Below are 16,118 nucleotides of genomic sequence, written 5' to 3'. Positions count from 1 at the left end.
ATCGGCCCGGCGAGCGTCTACAGTTGGACATAAGGGTCGGCGCGACTGCGGATCGCGCAAAGGTCTGGACGCCGACTATAAGAAAGAGGGGGTGGGGTGGTTTTGTCCTTTGACATACCCCGTGAAAAACGCAGGCAACAGCGGGCTTTGAGCAGTACGACCCGGACACTGGCAAATATTGCTGGCCGACGTACGGCACTTTTTGGCGCTCGGGCTAGTCTTAGCGTGGATCGCGGTGACGGACGTCACTTCACCTGTCTACGCTATCCTTGTGCGAGACTCACGCAGGAATCCAGCGCAATATGAATGTCCTGATCGTTGATGACGAACCACTGGCTCGCGAGCGCCTAAGCCGAATGGTAAGCGAGCTCGAGGGTTATACAGTCCTGGAGCCCAGCGCCACGAATGGCGAAGAGGCGTTGGCGCTGATCGACAGCCACAAGCCGGATATCGTGCTGCTCGATATCCGCATGCCGGGCCTCGATGGCCTGCAAGTGGCTGCCCGTCTGTGCGAACGCGAGACGCCGCCGGCCGTGGTGTTTTGCACCGGCCCCGATGAATTTGCCGTGGAAGCCCTGCAGGCCAGCGCCGTGGGCTATCTGGTGAAACCCGTGCGAACCGAACATCTGCATGACGCCCTGAAACGGGCTGAACGTCCCAACCGGGCGCAACTCTCGGCCCTGACCCGTCCCGCCGCCGAAAGCGGTAATGGCCCGCGCAGTCATATCAGCGCCCGCACCCGCAAAGGCATCGAACTGATCCCGCTGGATCAGGTGGTGTATTTCATTGCCGACCACAAGTACGTGACCTTGCGCCACGAGACTGGCGAAGTGCTGCTGGACGAACCGCTCAAGGCCCTTGAAGACGAATTCGGCGAGCGTTTCGTGCGTATCCACCGCAACGCGCTGGTCGCCCGTGACCGCATCGAACGCTTGCAACGCACGCCGCTGGGGCATTTCCAGCTGTTCCTCAAAGGCCTCAATGGTGATGCGCTGATTGTCAGCCGCCGGCATGTGGCCGGTGTGCGCAAGATGATGCAGGGCCTGTAACCCGGTCATTCCGGGCAGTCCCATCTTCTGTTACCGGGCATTGCAGGCCAGGGAGGCCGCGCCGTTTCTGATTCAAGTCAAAGTGGATTTGGCTGAGCTGTTATTATCCGCCGTATCTATTCAGTACGGATTGATCCATGTCCTCTCGCGAAATCCGCATCGCCACCCGTAAAAGTGCGCTGGCCCTCTGGCAGGCCGAATACGTCAAAGCCCGTCTGGAAGCGGCCCATCCGGGGCTGCTGGTGACGCTGGTGCCCATGGTCAGTCGCGGCGACAAGCTGCTCGACTCGCCGCTGTCGAAAATTGGCGGCAAGGGTCTGTTCGTCAAAGAACTGGAAACCGCGCTGCTGGAAAACCACGCCGACATCGCCGTGCACTCGATGAAAGACGTGCCGATGGACTTCCCCGAAGGCCTTGGTCTGTTCTGCATCTGCGAACGCGAAGACCCGCGTGATGCTTTTGTTTCCAATACCTACGCCAGCCTTGATGCGCTGCCTGCCGGCGCCATCGTCGGCACTTCCAGCCTGCGGCGCCAGGCGCAGTTGCTGACCCGCCGTCCTGATCTGGAAATCCGCTTCCTGCGCGGCAACGTCAACACTCGTCTGGCCAAGCTCGATGCCGGCGAGTACGACGCGATCATCCTCGCGGCAGCCGGCCTGATCCGTCTGGGTTTCGAAGACCGCATCACTTCGGCCATCAGCGTCGATGACAGCCTGCCGGCGGGTGGCCAGGGCGCCGTCGGCATCGAGTGCCGCAGCGCCGACGCGGCGATCCACGCCTTGCTCGCCCCGTTGCATCACGCCGATACCGCTTCGCGCGTGACCGCTGAACGTGCCCTCAACAAACATCTGAATGGCGGCTGCCAGGTGCCGATCGCTTGCTACGCCGTGCTCGAGGGCGAGCAGTTGTGGTTGCGTGGGCTGGTGGGCGAGCCGAGCGGTGGCAAGCTGCTCAGCGCCGAAGCGCGTGCGCCGCGGGCCAATGCCGAAGCGCTGGGCGTGCAGGTTGCTGAAGCCTTGCTCAGCCAGGGTGCCGACGACATTCTCAAAGCGGTGTATGGCGAGGCAGGTCACGAGTGACTGGCTGGCGCCTGCTGCTGACGCGCCCTGCGGAAGACTGTGCGGCGCTGGCCGAGGTGTTGGCCGGGCAGGAGATTTTCAGCAGTTGCCTGCCGCTTCTGGACATCGTGCCGTTGCCGGTCTCTGACAAGATACGGCAGGCGCTGGCGCGGCTGCCGGGTTGCAGCGCGGTCATCGTGGTCAGCAAACCGGCGGCGCGGATTGCGCTTGATCTGCTGGACACTGATGGACCCCAATCGTTGTCGATGCCGTGGTTCAGCGTCGGTGCGGCGACCGCGCAGATTCTTCGCGATCACGGTCTCGACGCACACTTTCCCGCCGACGGTGACGACAGCGAAGCGCTGCTGCAATTACCGCGTCTGCGCGAAGCGGTCACCGGGCCCGGCGCGCAGGTGTTGATCCTGCGCGGCGAGGGTGGTCGCGAGCTGCTCGCCGAGCGCCTGCGCGCGCTTGGTGCTAGTGTCGAGTATCTGGAGTTGTATCGGCGTGACCTGCCGGCCTACCCGCCGCAAGAGCTGCCGCGGCGCATTGCAGCGGAACGCTTGAACGGGCTGGTGGTCAGCAGTGGACAGGGTTTCGAGCACCTGCGCCAGATGGCCGGCGATTCCTGGCCGTCAATCGCGCAGTTGCCGTTGTTTGTGCCAAGCCCAAGGGTCGCCGAGCAGGCTCGTGCCGCCGGGGCCCGAACAGTTGTGGATTGCCGCGGCGCGAGTGCCGCGGCTTTGCTGACGGCGTTACGGGAGCATCCCGTGGCCGTTCTCTAATGCAAAGGATGGATACGTGAGCGAAACAGCCTTGCCTAAAGATGATGTCCAGCCTGTGATTGATGCCCAGGTTGAAACTCCACCGCCGGCCAAAGAGCCGCGCCGAGGCAACGGACTGGCCATTGTCGCCCTGTTGCTCGGGGCTGCCGGTGTGGCAATCGGTGGCTGGGGTGTCTGGCAGGTGCGTCACCTGCAGACCAACACTCAGCAGCAGTCCGGTCAGGTGCAGGCGTTGAACGATCAGGCGCAGAGCCTCAAGCTCAACGAGCAGCGCCTGACCGAACGCCTCGCGCAGTTACCGGGTGCCGACGAGCTTGCCGAACGCCAGCGTCTGGTCACGCAACTGCAGGGTGATCAGCAGCGCCTTAACCAGCGTCTGGAAACCGTCCTCGGTGCCAGCCGCAAGGACTGGCGTCTGGCCGAGGCCGAGCATCTGCTGCGCCTGGCCAGTCTGCGACTGTCGGCCTTGCAGGACATCAGCAGCGCCCAGGCACTGGTGCAGGGCGCCGACGAAATCCTCCGTGAACAGAACGATCCGGGCTCGTTCGCTGCCCGCGAGCAAGTGGCGAAAACCCTCGTCGCCCTGCGCAGCACCGAGCAGCCGGATCGCACCGGTCTGTTCCTGCGCATCGGCGCCTTGCGTGATCAGGTCATCGAACTGACCGAGCTCGCGCCGGAGTACAAGGATCGCGGCGAGTCGCTGCTGGGCCTGACCGCTGACGGCGATGGTGCCAGTCGCTGGGCGCAGTGGTGGGATAAGGTTTCCCGTTATATCCGCATCGACTTCAACGCCGATAAAAACGTCAAGCCATTGCTCGCCGGGCAGAGCCTGAGCCAGGTACGCCTGGCCCTGAGCCTGGCGCTGGAGCAGGCGCAGTGGGCGGCGCTCAATGGTCAGGGGCCGGTTTACAGCCAGGCACTGACTGAGGCGCGGGACGTGCTCAAGGGCAATTTCAATCCGGATAATCCGCAGAGCAAAATCATGCTCGAACAGGTTGCCGAGTTGAGCCAGCAACCTGTGACGGTCAAGACCCCGGATCTGACCGGCACGCTGAGTGCGGTGCAGGCTTATCTGGAGCGGCGTAACGTCAACGCTGAAGAGTCGATCAAACCGTTCGCCAAACCTGCCGCCAACTCCGCGCAGGAGACCACGCCATGAAACGCCTGTATGTGATCGTGTTTCTGGTGATCGCCGCGACGGCGGCGCTGGGCCTGGCGATCGCCGAGCACTCCGGTTACGTGCTGGTTGCCTACAAGAGCTTTCGCTATGAATCGAGTCTGTGGGCGGCGCTGGCACTGATCGCGGTGTTGTGGCTGCTGATCTGGGGCATCAAGGCCCTGGTCGAGCTGGTCATGGCCTCCAGTGGCGTGGTCAATCCGTGGTCGCGGCGCAACCGCAGCCGGCGGGTCCAGGTGGCCATCGAACACGGCCAGTTGGATCTGGCCGAAGGTCGCTGGGCCAGCGCGCAACGTCACCTGTCTCGCGCCGCTGAGGCCGAGCGCCAGCCGCTGTTGTATTACCTCGGCGCGGCACGCGCGGCCAACGAACAAGGCAAGTACGAAGAGTGTGACCAGTTGCTCGAGCGTGCGCTGGAACGTCAGCCGCAGGCCGAACTAGCGATTGCCTTGAGTCATGCGCAGTTGCAGACCGATCGCGGTGACACCGATGGCGCCCTGGTGACCCTGCAAGCGATGCACGAGCGGCATCCGCATAACGTGCAGACCTTGCGACAGTTGCAGCGCCTGCATCAACAGCGCGGTGACTGGTCGGCGGTGATTCGCCTGTTGCCGGAGCTGCGCAAGGACAAGGTGCTGCCGCCGGCCGAACTGGCTGAGCTCGAACGGCGTGCCTGGGGCAACAACCTGTCGCTGGCGGCGAATCGCGAAGAGGACGGCAAAGTCGGTCTGCAGTCACTCAGCCGCGCTTGGGAGCAATTGACTTCCGCCCAGCGTCAGGAACCGGCACTGGTGCTGGCATACGCCGAGCAACTGCGTCAGCTGGGCGCTCAGGTCGAAGCGGAAGAAGTGCTGCGCAGCGCCCTCAAGCGCAAGTACGACAGCCACCTCGCCCGCTTGTACGGCCTGGTGCGCGGCAGCGATCCGGCGCGTCAGTTGCAGACCGCCGAAGGCTGGCTCAAGGAGCATCCGGCCGATCCGAGCCTGTTGCTGACTCTCGGCCGTCTCTGCCTGCAAGCCAGCTTGTGGGGCAAGGCCCGGGATTATCTGGAAAGCAGTTTGCGCATGCAGCGCAATCCGGAAGCCTGCGCAGAACTGGCGCGCCTGCTCGCGCAACTGGGTGACACCGAGCGCAGCAATCAGCTGTTCCAGGAAGGTCTCGGACTGCTCGATGAACGCCTGCTGGCCGCACCATTACCGGTGCCGGTACACGCTTGAAACTACGAGGGAGCCTGCTCCCTCGTTAACATTCGGCGAGAGAATAATTACCTGCGGCAGGCGTCACGGGTAAATTCCTACAACGGACTGCACCAATTCCTCCCGCACCTGTCGGGTTTTCCCTACACTTCTGGTGAACTGTCGCCAGGCACCCGCCTTGAAAGGCTGACAAGCTTTCCTCTACCGTAACTGCCTGTCTCCACTGTTACGGAAAAGCCATGACGCTGGCCTGTTCACGCTCCTTGTTTTTCACGGCTTTCACTGCAGGGGCTCTGGCCCTGGGAGCTTCCTATTACCTCGAATATGCGGTTGGATTGACGCCTTGCAGTCTGTGCCTGGTGCAACGCTTCTGCATGGCCTTGCTGACGGCCTGTTGCGGGCTGGCGGCGGTCCATGGTCCACAACGCTTTGGCCTGTCGCTCTACTGGGTCGCCGCGCTGGGCGCGAGCCTGGGCGGAACCACGGCAGCCTGGCGGCAGGTGTTGTTGCAGAGTGATCCGCTGGTGCAAATGACCCGCTGCGCCCCCGATCCCGAGGCGCTGCTTGGCAACCTGCCGTGGTTATGCGCAACGCTGCGGATGTTTAAAGGGGGCGTCGATTGCGCGGAAATTTCCTGGACGCTGTTCGATTTGAGCATCCCGGAATGGAGTCTGCTGTTCTTCGTGGCGATGTCGATCCTCGCGGTGTACCGATTGCTGCATCTGGTCTGGAGCGCTCTGCAACGACCGCTCAGCGGCGAAGCGTCGCACCGCAGGCTGGTCAGGGATTAAACACTTGTATGAACTTTATCTCCTGCGTACCTTGATGCCATAGGCGTGCGGGCATAATCTGGCCCGCACGTGTCATTGGATTTATGTTGCTCGATGACGCTCTGCCCGGTCCGCCTCCAAGCTATGACAGCCAGAAGAGGGGCGCGGGTGTAGAGCAGCATGACCCACAAGGGAAGAGAGATCGCCATGCTCGAAAGTTGTCAGAATGCTCAGGAACGCTGGGGTGGAGTTCATCTGCTGATCGACCGCTGGTTGCAGGAGCGTGAAGAGCTGATCGGTGCCTACGACAAGCTGGGCGACAGACCACAGTCTCTGTCCGAGAACCGTAAGCCCTTGCTGGAATTCTGCGGTGTGCTGGTCGATTACGTCTCGGCCGGGCACTTCGAGATCTACGAACAGCTGACCGGTGAAGCCAAAGCCTTCAACGACAAGCGTGGTCTGGAACTCGCCGAAACCCTCTACCCGCGTATCGACGTCATCACCGAAAAACTCCTCGCGTTCAACGACCTTTGCGATGAAGGCAAATGCGTCGCCGAGAAGTTCAAGGAGCTGGGTGGCCTGTTGCACGAACGCTTCGAACTGGAAGACTGCCTGATCGAAGTGCTGCACACGGCACACAAAGAGGAAGATCCGGTTCAAGCCTGATTGGTTTTTCGAGAGTATAAAAAACGCGGTGCGCCGAAAGCGCACCGCGTTTTTTTATGCCGGCGAATCGGCGTCGATCAGCTCGTTGCACCGCGCAATTCGACTTCAAACACCAACGGTGTGAACGGCGCGATCAGATCGCCCGCACCGTCGGCGCCATAGGCCTGATCCGATGGAATCACCAGTCGCCACTTGGCGCCCACCGGCATGTTTTGCAGAGCGGTGCGCCAGCCGGCAATCACGCTGTCGAGACTGAACCATTGCGGCTGAGTGTTCTGATCGAACACGGTGCCGTCGGGGAGTCGACCGACATACAGCACCTGCACTTTTCCATCCGGGCCGGCCTTGGCACCAGTGCCTGGAACCAGCTCGGTCAGCAGGATGCCGTCGGCCAATTCCTTGACCCCCGGTTTGGCTTTTTCGGCAGTGAGAAAACGCTGCTCGTTTTCCATCGCGGCATCGCTGGACGGCAGCGCCGAGTGTTCGGCGTTTTGCGATTCGTGATCGGCCAGGATCTGTTCGATCCGCGCCTCGCTCAGTGCCAGTGGCTTGCCTTGATAGGCCTGCTGCAAGCCTTCGATCAATGCCTGAATCTGCAATTGCGGCACCTCTTGGCGCAGCCGCTCACCGAGGCTGGCGCCGAGGCTGTAGGCCAGATCGTGAGCATCGTTCGCGGTAGTTTTTTCGTCGGCCTGGGCCACGGAAAAAATCATGCAGAGGGATAAAAAAAGGTAGCGCGACATGGGCACTCTCCGTCCTGAGATGCGGGCGATTATGCCAGCGCGAAGGTCTGCAACGGTGAACTGCTTTTGTCTTTGTGCAGAACATTTTCGCTTCGTTGCAACGCAACGGTTTCGATACTGTCAAGATGACCTAGCGGCGGTAACTGCAGAGGTCTAGTATGAGCCGCACTCACGTCAGCCAGGAGGTAAACCATGTCGGCCACCAAGAAGCCTGTAAACACTCCGTTGCACTTACTCCAACAACTCTCGGGCAGCCTGCTCGAGCATTTGGAAAACGCTTGCTCCCAAGCCTTGGCTGATGCTGAAAAACTGCTCGCCAAACTGGAAAAGCAACGCGGCAAGGCGCAAGAAAAACTGCACAAGTCCCGCACCAAATTGCAAGACGCAGCCACTGCCGGTAAAGCCAAGGCGCAGAACAAGGCCAAGGCTGCGGTCAAAGAACTCGAAGACCTGCTCGATGCGCTGAAGGATCGTCAGTCCGACACTCGCGGCTACATTCTGCAACTCAAGCGCGATGCCCAGGAAAGCCTGAAACTGGCCCAGGGCGTTGGTCGCGTGCAAGAGGCCGCCGGCAAGGCGCTGTCTTCCCGCGCTGCCAAACCTGCAGCAGCGTCTGCGAAAAAAGCGCCAGCCAAACCCGCTGCGGCGAAAGCTCCGGCGAAAACCGCGGCAGCCAAACCGGCGGCAAAACCAGCCGCCAAGGCACCGGTTAAAGCAGCAGCCAAACCTGCTGCGAAAACCGCGGTGAAAAAACCGGCTGCGGCGAGCACTGCGAAACCTGCTGCACGGACTGCTGCTGCCAAACCTGCCGCGGCAAAACCGGCTGCCAAGCCAGCGGCCAAACCTGCTGCGCGCAAAGCCGCTCCGGCGAAAACCGCTGCTGCTAAACCGGCTGCCAAAGTAGCGGTAAAACCAGCTGCCAAACCTGCCGCGAAAACCGCTGCGGCAAAACCGGCAGTCAAGACTGCGGCCAAACCGGTCGCGGCAAAACCTGCTGCCAAGGTTGCAGTCAAACCCGTGGCCAAGCCTGCCGCTAAAACCGCTGCCAAACCTGCAGCTGCCAAACCTGCGACCGCAGCGGCCAAGCCTGCTGCCAAACCAGTAGCTGCAAAGCCAGCAGCCAAACCTGCCGCCAAGCCGGTTGCCAAACCTGCCGCGAAAAAACCGGCTGCTGCCAAACCCGCTGCCGCCAAACCGGCGACTGCACCGGCTGCCAAGCCAGCCGCTCCTGCGCCGGCCGCCGCACCTGCTCCTGCCGCTTCTACCTCGACCACCACGACTGCGCCAACGCCAGCCGCTGCGTCGAGCGCCAGCAGCAACCCGACCAGCGCTTCCTAAGTGCCGGTTGCCGCGACGCGCAGCACGTGCAGCGCGTCGCGGTTCGGGCTGGCAGCGGATCCCGCCAGACTCTCCAGCCACTCTCCCGACGCTGAGGCGTCATGCTCCGGCCAATCCTGCGCCACCTGTTGCAGTTGCCACAGCAGATGCCGCTCGGCTTCCAGCTCCAGCGCTTTCATTTGTTCTCGCAGCCCCTTGAGCACCGGATCTTCCGCGGCCAGGGTTTTCCATTGAGTGCGCAACGCACGCAGTGGCTGCACCACCTCCACATCCCACGGCCCCACCAGCATTTTCAGTTGTTGCACGCGTTGTTCGTCGCAGGCCGCGCCACGCTGTTCCAGCCATAAACCACACAGCAGCAGGCAGACATTGGCCCCCGCCGTTTGCAGTTGCAGGCAGGCAGGTTCCACACCCGGGCGGGCGTAGGTGGCAAGGGAAAAACTCCACAGGTCAGAGGACATCGTGCTACTCGCGCCAGTTGTGAGCGAAGCTGGTAGACTCCGCCGCCATTATGATCCGACTTCAGAACCTGACTTTACAGCGTGGCCCGCAACGTCTGCTAGAAGACGCCGAGCTGACCCTGCACGCCGGCCACAAAGCCGGCCTCATCGGTGCCAACGGCGCCGGCAAATCCAGCCTGTTTGCCTTGCTGCGCGGCGAGTTGCACCCGGATTCGGGCGATTGCCTGCTGCCGGCCGACTGGCGGATCGCGCACATGCGCCAGGAGGTCGACACGCTCGAACGCCTGGCGGTCGACTATGTGCTCGATGGCGACTTGCGTCTACGCGAGGTGCAACGTGACCTCGCCGTCGCCGAAGCGGCCCACGATGGCACGGCTCTGGCCCGCCTGCACGCCGAACTCGACAGCGCCGACGGCTATACCGCCGATGCGCGGGCGCGCAAGTTGCTCGCCGGTCTCGGTTTCACCAACGAGCAGATGGATCGTCAGGTAGGCGATTTCTCCGGTGGCTGGCGGATGCGTCTGAACCTGGCGCAGGCCCTGATGTGTCCGTCGGACCTGTTGCTGCTTGACGAACCGACCAACCACCTGGATCTCGATGCGATCATCTGGCTCGAAGAGTGGCTGAAAAGCTACCCGGGCACCTTGCTGCTGATTTCCCACGACCGCGACTTCCTCGATGAAGTGGTCGATCATGTGGCCCACGTCGATCAGCGCAAACTGACCCTCTACCGTGGCGGCTACACCGCGTTCGAGCGTGCCCGTGCCGAGCGTCTGGCCCAGCAGCAACAGGCCTACGAGAAGCAGCAGGCGCAACGTGCGCACATGGAAAGCTACATCGCCCGCTTCAAGGCCCAGGCCACCAAGGCCCGTCAGGCGCAGAGCCGGATCAAGGCCCTGGAACGCATGGAGGAGCTGTCGGCAGCTCACGTCGATTCGCCGTTCGACTTCGTCTTCCGCGAATCGACCAAGATCTCCAGCCCGCTGATCGACCTGTCCGATGCGCGTCTGGGTTACGGCGACAAAACCATCCTGGAGAAGGTCAAGCTGCAACTGACCCCGGGTGCGCGGATCGGTCTGCTCGGGCCGAACGGCGCCGGTAAATCGACCCTGATCAAGAACCTCGCTGGCGAACTCGAGCCGCTGGCCGGGCGTCTGACCCGTGGCGAGAACACTGTGGTCGGCTACTTCGCTCAGCATCAGCTCGACTCGCTGGATGCCAAGGCCAGCCCGCTGCTGCACTTGCAGCGTCTGGCGCCGACCGAACGTGAACAGACCCTGCGCGACTTCCTCGGTGGTTTCGACTTCCGTGGCGCACGCATCGACGAGCCGGTGCTGAATTTCTCCGGTGGCGAGAAAGCGCGTCTGGCGCTGGCATTGATCGCCTGGGAACGGCCGAACCTGCTGCTGCTCGACGAACCGACCAACCACCTTGACCTGGAAATGCGCCTGGCGCTGACCATGGCGCTGCAGGAATTCAGCGGCGCGGTATTGGTGGTATCTCACGATCGGCACTTGCTCAAGAGCACCACCGACAACTTCTACCTGGTCGCCGATGGCAAGGTCGAAGAGTTCGATGGCGACCTCGAAGACTACGCGCGCTGGCTGGTGGAATATCGTCAGCGCAATGCGCCGGTCAGCAACACTCCGGTCAATCCGGACAAGACCGACAAGAAGGCTCAGCGCCAGGCCGCCGCTGCATTGCGTCAGCAACTGGCACCGCACAAGCGTGAAGCCGACAAGCTCGAAGCCGAACTGGGCAAGCTCCACGAGAAGCTGGCGAAGGTCGATGCCAGCCTCGGCGACAGCGACATCTACGAGCCGGCACGCAAGAACGAGTTGCGTGATCTGCTGGCCGAACAGGCCAAGCTGAAAGTGCGCGAAGCCGAGCTCGAAGAAGCGTGGATGGAAGCGCTGGAAACCTTGGAAAGCATGCAGGCGGAGCTGGAGGCGTTGTCCTGATGGACGCGTTCGGGTGGCCATTGCCGGCGGTGTGGGTCGAGCCGATCTGGCTTGGCGTGCAGATTCTGCTGATCCTGCTGGCCGGATATCTCGCTCAGCGCTTCGTTGCCAAAGGCCTGACCCGTCTGGGTGAGCGCTACCCGTTTCCGCCGCAGCTGCTGATGCCGCTGCGTGGCGGTCTGCGCTGGCTGATCATGGGCAGTGCGCTGATCTTTGTGCTGGAACGCCTCGGGGTGTCGGCCACGGTGCTGTGGACGGCGCTGTCGGGTTTCGTCGCGGTGGCGGCGGTGGCGTTCTTCGCGATGTGGAGTGTGCTGTCGAACCTGCTGTGCGCGATTCTGATCTTCACCGTCGGCCCGTTCCGCCTCGGCGATGTGGTCGAACTGGTGGACACCACCGACAAGCCGGGCGTCAAAGGCCGGGTGGTGGCGATCAATCTGCTCTACACCACGCTGATCGAGGCTGAGGAACTGGGAACAGGCAGTGCCATGGTGCAAGTGCCGAACAGCCTGTTCTTCCAGCGTTCGGTGCGACGCTGGCGCGGGAGTGATGTGTTTCCCTCCAGCGGTTTCGAGAAGTAGTCCTCGGGCGTCTGATCTGACGCCTTCGCGAGCAAGCCCGCTCCCACATTGGATCTGTGATCGACACAAATCCAATGTGGGAGCGGGCTTGCTCGCGAAGAGGCCATCAGCCCCGCCCGAACCATCCAGCAAAAATCGGTAGTCATCCGCGCCAAACCGCATTAGCTTTGACGTCTGTCACGATTCACAGTCGAGGTGTGCGATGGAGCTTCAAACATGGCTGGCATTCTTTGCCGCCTGCTGGGTGATCAGTCTGTCCCCGGGCGCGGGCGCCATTGCGTCGATGTCCAGCGGTCTGCAATACGGTTTCTGGCGCGGCTACTGGAACGCGCTGGGCCTGCAAGTCGGGCTGGCGGTACAGATTGCGATTGTCGGCGCTGGCGTTGGCGCGATTCTCACCGCATCGGCCACCGCGTTCTATGCGATCAAATGGTTTGGCGTGGCCTACCTGGTCTATCTGGCGATCAAACAATGGCGCGCACTGCCGATGGACATGAGCGATGATTCCGCCGTGCGCCCGATCGGCAAACCGCTGGCGCTGGTGTTCCGTGGCTTTCTGGTGAACATCAGCAACCCCAAGGCGCTGGTGTTCATGCTCGCGGTGCTGCCGCAATTCATCAATCCGCACGCACCGCTGCTGATGCAGTACCTGGTGATCGGCGTGACCATGATCTGCGTCGATCTGATTGTCATGGCCGGCTACACCGGACTGGCGTCCAAAGTGCTGCGTCTGTTGCGCACACCAAAGCAGCAGAAACGCATGAACCGCACGTTTGCGGGGCTGTTCATCGGTGCGGCGGCGTTCATGGCGACGTTGCGTAAAGCGGTGGTGTAAAACCCGCAGGCACAAAAAAGGCGACCTGATGAGGTCGCCTTTTTTTATCCGCCTAGACTTTGGAGTGACGCTCAATTGTGGCGAGGGAGCTTGCTCCCGCTTGAGTGCGCAGCGCTCACAAGCTTTTGGGTCTGCTTCGCAGCCCAGCGGGAGCAAGCTCCCTCGCCACAGAACGCGTTCAGCCAAGAGTCAGTGCAAAATCACTGGCGCGGTATCACGCGGCAGGTTGTTGCGCTGCTGCGCTTCACGCGGTTGCTCGTAACCAGCGCCACCGAGCTGCATGCTCAGTTGCCCGGCGACGTCTTCGCCCAGCGCTTTCGACACGTCACGCACCACCCGAGGGCGGTTCAGCGAGATCTTGATGTCGCGGCCGTTCACCAGTTTGGTGTCCTGCGCTTCGCCCATCGCCGTGAAGGCCGAGGTGATCTCGTAGGTCTTGGTGTTGATCAGGCTGAAATCCGCCACCAGCGTCAGGCCCAGGACGGCCGAATAGCTGTCGGTGTGCGCCAGCTCGTTCATGTCCTGGGTGAAGTCGATGTCCGACACGGTGCCGAACAGCACATAGTCGGCGCCCTTGAAGTTGCCGGCCTTGATCCGCTTGATCACGTCGTAGACGTCGCCCTTGGACGATGCGGTATACGGCGTGCCCTGCACCAGCTGGAACATCCCGGTGCGCAGGATCTCGCCCTTGATGTCGCCGGTGAATTTGCGCAGTTCACCCTGCTCGATGTAGCTGGTGGTTGCCTCCAGCTCGTTGTAGTTCGACGAACCACTGGAGCTGTAATAACCCTCGCGGTAATTGTTCTGCGCCGAAACGATGTGGATGTACTGCTCCACCCGTTCCTGATACGCCAGATCCGTCACCGCGACTTTCGGGGCCGCTTGCACGCTGAACGCGCAAGCCAGGGCCATCATGCCAATCCATGCGCGCATCAATTAACGCTCCGTGGTTTTGCGGATCTCTTTTTCGTCCATCCACTCGGCCAGACCGCTTTCAACGTCGATCAGTTGCAGGCTGAAGTTGTAGAAGACGTCCTTGTAATCGCTGCTGCGCTTGACGCTCGAGCTGATCGAGCCTTCAAGACGGTCGTTGGCGGCGATCATGTTGCCGGTCTTGGCCTCTGTGCTCTTCTTGTTCAGGCCGCTCTGGTTTTGCAGCTTGAGCTGGTCGACCTGGCTCTGCATCGCGGTGTTGTCGCTGGCGAAACGGGCGGTGCCGGACTTCATCAGCTGAGTCTTGATGCTGGTGGTGATTTCGCGGGTGTCGATGTACTCGCTGGTCTTGTTCTTCACGTCGTAGACCTGCACCACCGGGCGGCCCTGCAGAATGCCGGACTGGGCCAGGGAGCGGGTCATCGATTCGGCGATCATTTGCAGGTCGGTCGAGCCAAATTCGTTGGTCACGGTTTCAACCGCTTTGGTGTCGCCGTAGCTGATGTTCTTGCTGCCCAGGGTCGGCGAGGTGTTGGCGCAACCGGAAGCCAGCAGGGCGAGGACGGCGATCAAGGAAAAGCGTGCAAACATGGGAATGCTCTCTAAAACAGGAATAGGGTGGCGGACTTAAGGCGTCTTGAGTTCCAGACGGAAATCCACGGCTTTCGGGGTCGGGGCGATGCCCTGGATGAAGCTGGTCTGGGCGCCGTACATCATCTGGCTTTTCCAGACTTCTTCTTCGGCGATCGGGAAACCTTCCGGGCCCAGCCAGGCGAAGCGGTAGTAGAACGTCTTGTTGCTGTTGAGGGTGTTGGTCAACTGCACATTGACGGTCATGAAGCCGTTCTCGCGGGCGACGCGCATGGCGCCAACCGCGATGTGTTTCTGCGGGCCCATGGCCACGACCTTGCTCGCGGCGCTGCCCGGCTCCGGTGGTGGCGGGGTGGCGCAGCCGCTGGCCAGGATGGCGAGAGCGGCAACGGCGAAGAGTTTCAAGCGCATGCAAAGACTCCGTTCTTAAGGTTGTTTGAGGCTGGCGACGTTGGTCGCGCCGGCGCTCGGGATGACGTGGGCGGCGAGGCCCGCAGCGAACACCTGATTGCCCACGGCGCGCAGGCTGATCACCTGATAACGCTGATCGACGGTGACCTTGACCACCGAGCCGCCGACAGTGCTCGGCAGACTGACTTGGTGCTCGCCTTTGTTCAAGCGCAGACGCACCACTTGGGTGTTGTCCGGCAGGGTGCGCCACGTACGGGTATCGGCACCTTCCAGCACAGCTGAAGAAATACCCACGGCGAGGCCGGCCAGCGGGTTGGTTTCGTTGATCTTCTTCTGCGCCACGCCTTTGGTGATCGCGCGCACGGTGGTGCGCACGATGATCCCAGGCATGTCATCGCGCAGAGCGCGGCGGGACATGGCGGTGGTGCTGTTGAGGGCGGTCAGGTTGACCTGCTGGCCATCGACGCCAATCTGCGCGAACGGTGCGGTGGAGGTGTCAGGCTTGATGATCGGGAACGACAGCGGGGTGATCACCACGTTGTTGGAGATCGGCAACGGCAGCGGCACGCGGATCGAGTCGCGCGCTGGCGCCAGACCGCTTTGCACCACGATCAGGATGTCGCTGTCGTCGCTCTTGGTCGGCTTGTCCAGATTGACCAGCGCCTGCTCCAGCAGCGGCGTGTTCGGACGCAGTTCGGCGGCCTTGCGGTAGCCCGGTGCAGCCAGGTCTTTCTCGCCCAGGGCTTCGTAGACGAAACCGGCCAGGTAATGGCTGAACGCACTCTGGTAGCTGTTTTTCAGGCCGACCACTTCCGGCGCGTCGAGGCTGGCGACCGGGTAGCCTTGCAGATCCTTGTACTGGGTCTTGATGCCTTCTTTCTCGGCCTCTTCCTCGCTCTTGAGGTATTCCTTGTCGCGCAGGTCGGCGATCACCGCTTCACGTTCGTGAGTTTTCTTGATCGCGGTGCGGGCGCCATCGAAGTCATTGACCGCCAGCAGGTTGAGGGCCATCTGTGTGGTCAGCATGACTTTTTCGTAGTCGTAGCCTTCGTAGCGACGCACCTTGTCGTTGACCAGGAAACTGCCGAACTGCGCCAGGTATTTACCGGTGTCAAGCTTGACCGAATCTTCCCACTGGCCAACCACCTGATCGGCGCTGGTCCAGGCGTTCTGGCTGCCGGACAGGTCGCCTTTGGCGCGCAGCAACTCACCTTTCTCGAAGTAATAGAGCAGGTCTTTGTCGGGGCCAGTGTTGTTCTTTTCCAGCAGGGTCAGCGCGGCATCGACGTTGCCGGTAGCCAGTTGCTGATTGGTCTGGGCCAGTTCCGAATCGTAGTTGCGAAATGCCGTACAGCCGGACAGCAAGGTGACAGCGCTGAGCGCGATCAAGGTGGGAGTGCGCAATGCCATGGGGGTACTTCTTCCCTGAGCTAGAAACTGCATCAGCCGCCGGTGCTGGTCGGGCTGGTGTGACCCATCGACAGTGGCGCTGGCCTCCTGCCAATTCCTCATAACCAGAGGAGCTTTTATGCCGCGTCGCGATAGCGCGGGCGCGGCATTATA

General features: G+C 61.9%; 17 protein-coding genes and 1 pseudogene. 12 read left to right on the top strand and 6 right to left on the bottom strand.

Annotation, left to right across the window (positions count from 1 at the left end; all coding sequences use genetic code 11):
- Positions 1-165 precede the first annotated feature (165 nt).
- The 8 genes and pseudogenes from ACIOUG_RS17940 to rsd form a co-directional block, all read left to right on the top strand.
- Positions 166-306 (top strand): annotated as a pseudogene (locus tag ACIOUG_RS17940) (sensor histidine kinase); the annotation flags it as partial.
- On the top strand, positions 303-1,049 hold the full coding sequence (locus ACIOUG_RS17935; protein ID WP_401067351.1) for a LytR/AlgR family response regulator transcription factor: 747 nt from the start codon (positions 303-305) through the stop codon (positions 1,047-1,049). The pseudogene ACIOUG_RS17940 and the gene ACIOUG_RS17935, both read left to right, overlap by 4 nt.
- Before the next feature lie 137 nt (positions 1,050-1,186).
- The gene (gene hemC, locus ACIOUG_RS17930; RefSeq protein WP_401067349.1) at positions 1,187-2,128 is read left to right on the top strand and encodes a hydroxymethylbilane synthase; all 942 of its coding nucleotides are present in this window, start codon (positions 1,187-1,189) and stop codon (positions 2,126-2,128) included.
- Positions 2,125-2,892: a uroporphyrinogen-III synthase gene (locus ACIOUG_RS17925; RefSeq protein ID WP_401067348.1), complete on the top strand. Its 768-nt coding sequence runs from the start codon at positions 2,125-2,127 to the stop codon at positions 2,890-2,892. Before hemC ends, ACIOUG_RS17925 begins: the two co-directional genes overlap by 4 nt.
- A 16-nt stretch (positions 2,893-2,908) precedes the next feature.
- Entirely contained in the window at positions 2,909-4,051 is a 1,143-nt protein-coding gene (locus ACIOUG_RS17920) for a uroporphyrinogen-III C-methyltransferase (protein WP_401067346.1), read from the top strand.
- On the top strand, positions 4,048-5,286 hold the full coding sequence (locus ACIOUG_RS17915) for a heme biosynthesis protein HemY (RefSeq protein WP_401067344.1): 1,239 nt from the start codon (positions 4,048-4,050) through the stop codon (positions 5,284-5,286). Before ACIOUG_RS17920 ends, ACIOUG_RS17915 begins: the two co-directional genes overlap by 4 nt.
- A gap of 218 nt (positions 5,287-5,504) precedes the next feature.
- Positions 5,505-6,056: a disulfide bond formation protein B gene (locus ACIOUG_RS17910; RefSeq protein WP_401067342.1), complete on the top strand. Its 552-nt coding sequence runs from the start codon at positions 5,505-5,507 to the stop codon at positions 6,054-6,056.
- Between the two features lie 186 nt (positions 6,057-6,242).
- The gene (rsd, locus tag ACIOUG_RS17905; protein ID WP_401067341.1) at positions 6,243-6,701 is read left to right on the top strand and encodes a sigma D regulator; all 459 of its coding nucleotides are present in this window, start codon (positions 6,243-6,245) and stop codon (positions 6,699-6,701) included.
- A gap of 77 nt (positions 6,702-6,778) precedes the next feature.
- Here the strand turns inward: rsd and ACIOUG_RS17900 are convergent, their stop codons facing one another.
- Positions 6,779-7,444, bottom strand: coding sequence for an FKBP-type peptidyl-prolyl cis-trans isomerase (locus ACIOUG_RS17900; protein ID WP_401067339.1), 666 nt, complete (start codon positions 7,442-7,444; stop codon positions 6,779-6,781).
- Positions 7,445-7,636: 192 nt separating this feature from the next.
- Here ACIOUG_RS17900 and ACIOUG_RS17895 point away from each other — a divergent pair, with 192 nt between their 5' ends.
- Positions 7,637-8,782: an AlgP family protein gene (locus ACIOUG_RS17895; RefSeq protein WP_401067338.1), complete on the top strand. Its 1,146-nt coding sequence runs from the start codon at positions 7,637-7,639 to the stop codon at positions 8,780-8,782.
- Here the strand turns inward: ACIOUG_RS17895 and ACIOUG_RS17890 are convergent.
- A complete protein-coding gene (locus ACIOUG_RS17890) occupies positions 8,779-9,243 on the bottom strand; it encodes a TIGR02444 family protein (RefSeq protein ID WP_401067336.1) in 465 nt (154 codons plus the stop codon). The two genes, ACIOUG_RS17895 and ACIOUG_RS17890, sit on opposite strands and share 4 nt — an antisense overlap.
- Before the next feature lie 50 nt (positions 9,244-9,293).
- Here ACIOUG_RS17890 and ACIOUG_RS17885 point away from each other — a divergent pair, with 50 nt between their 5' ends.
- The 3 genes from ACIOUG_RS17885 (at position 9,294) to rhtB (ending at position 12,620) form a co-directional block, all read left to right on the top strand.
- Positions 9,294-11,204 carry an ATP-binding cassette domain-containing protein gene (locus ACIOUG_RS17885; protein WP_027610459.1) on the top strand — a complete coding sequence of 637 codons (1,911 nt, stop codon included), beginning with the start codon at positions 9,294-9,296 and terminating at the stop codon, positions 11,202-11,204.
- Positions 11,204-11,785, top strand: a complete 582-nt coding sequence (locus ACIOUG_RS17880; RefSeq protein WP_401067334.1) for a mechanosensitive ion channel domain-containing protein — start codon at positions 11,204-11,206, stop codon at positions 11,783-11,785. The genes ACIOUG_RS17885 and ACIOUG_RS17880 overlap by 1 nt, the downstream gene beginning before the upstream one ends.
- A gap of 202 nt (positions 11,786-11,987) precedes the next feature.
- Complete coding sequence (rhtB, locus tag ACIOUG_RS17875) at positions 11,988-12,620, top strand: homoserine/homoserine lactone efflux protein (protein WP_003229368.1); 633 nt, start codon at positions 11,988-11,990, stop codon at positions 12,618-12,620.
- Between the two features lie 189 nt (positions 12,621-12,809).
- On the opposite strand, the gene ACIOUG_RS17870 is transcribed toward rhtB, so the two are convergent.
- The 4 genes from ACIOUG_RS17870 to ACIOUG_RS17855 are packed head-to-tail and all read right to left on the bottom strand — an operon-like array spanning position 12,810 to position 15,965.
- Positions 12,810-13,553, bottom strand: coding sequence for a penicillin-binding protein activator LpoB (locus tag ACIOUG_RS17870; RefSeq protein ID WP_401067332.1), 744 nt, complete (start codon positions 13,551-13,553; stop codon positions 12,810-12,812).
- A 3-nt stretch (positions 13,554-13,556) separates the two neighbouring features.
- Positions 13,557-14,144 carry a penicillin-binding protein activator LpoB gene (gene lpoB, locus ACIOUG_RS17865; RefSeq protein ID WP_401067330.1) on the bottom strand — a complete coding sequence of 196 codons (588 nt, stop codon included), beginning with the start codon at positions 14,142-14,144 and terminating at the stop codon, positions 13,557-13,559.
- 36 nt (positions 14,145-14,180) lie between these two features.
- Positions 14,181-14,555, bottom strand: a complete 375-nt coding sequence (locus tag ACIOUG_RS17860; RefSeq protein WP_027610463.1) for a YcfL family protein — start codon at positions 14,553-14,555, stop codon at positions 14,181-14,183.
- A 15-nt stretch (positions 14,556-14,570) separates the two neighbouring features.
- Complete coding sequence (locus tag ACIOUG_RS17855) at positions 14,571-15,965, bottom strand: COG3014 family protein (RefSeq protein WP_401067328.1); 1,395 nt, start codon at positions 15,963-15,965, stop codon at positions 14,571-14,573.
- Positions 15,966-16,118 lie beyond the last annotated feature (153 nt).

The sequence above is a fragment of the Pseudomonas sp. NPDC087803 genome (assembly GCF_044742995.1).
Lineage (GTDB): Bacteria > Pseudomonadota > Gammaproteobacteria > Pseudomonadales > Pseudomonadaceae > Aquipseudomonas.
The sequence above is the reverse complement of the archived record's forward strand: the minus strand, read 5'-3'. Positions and strand labels throughout refer to the sequence as shown.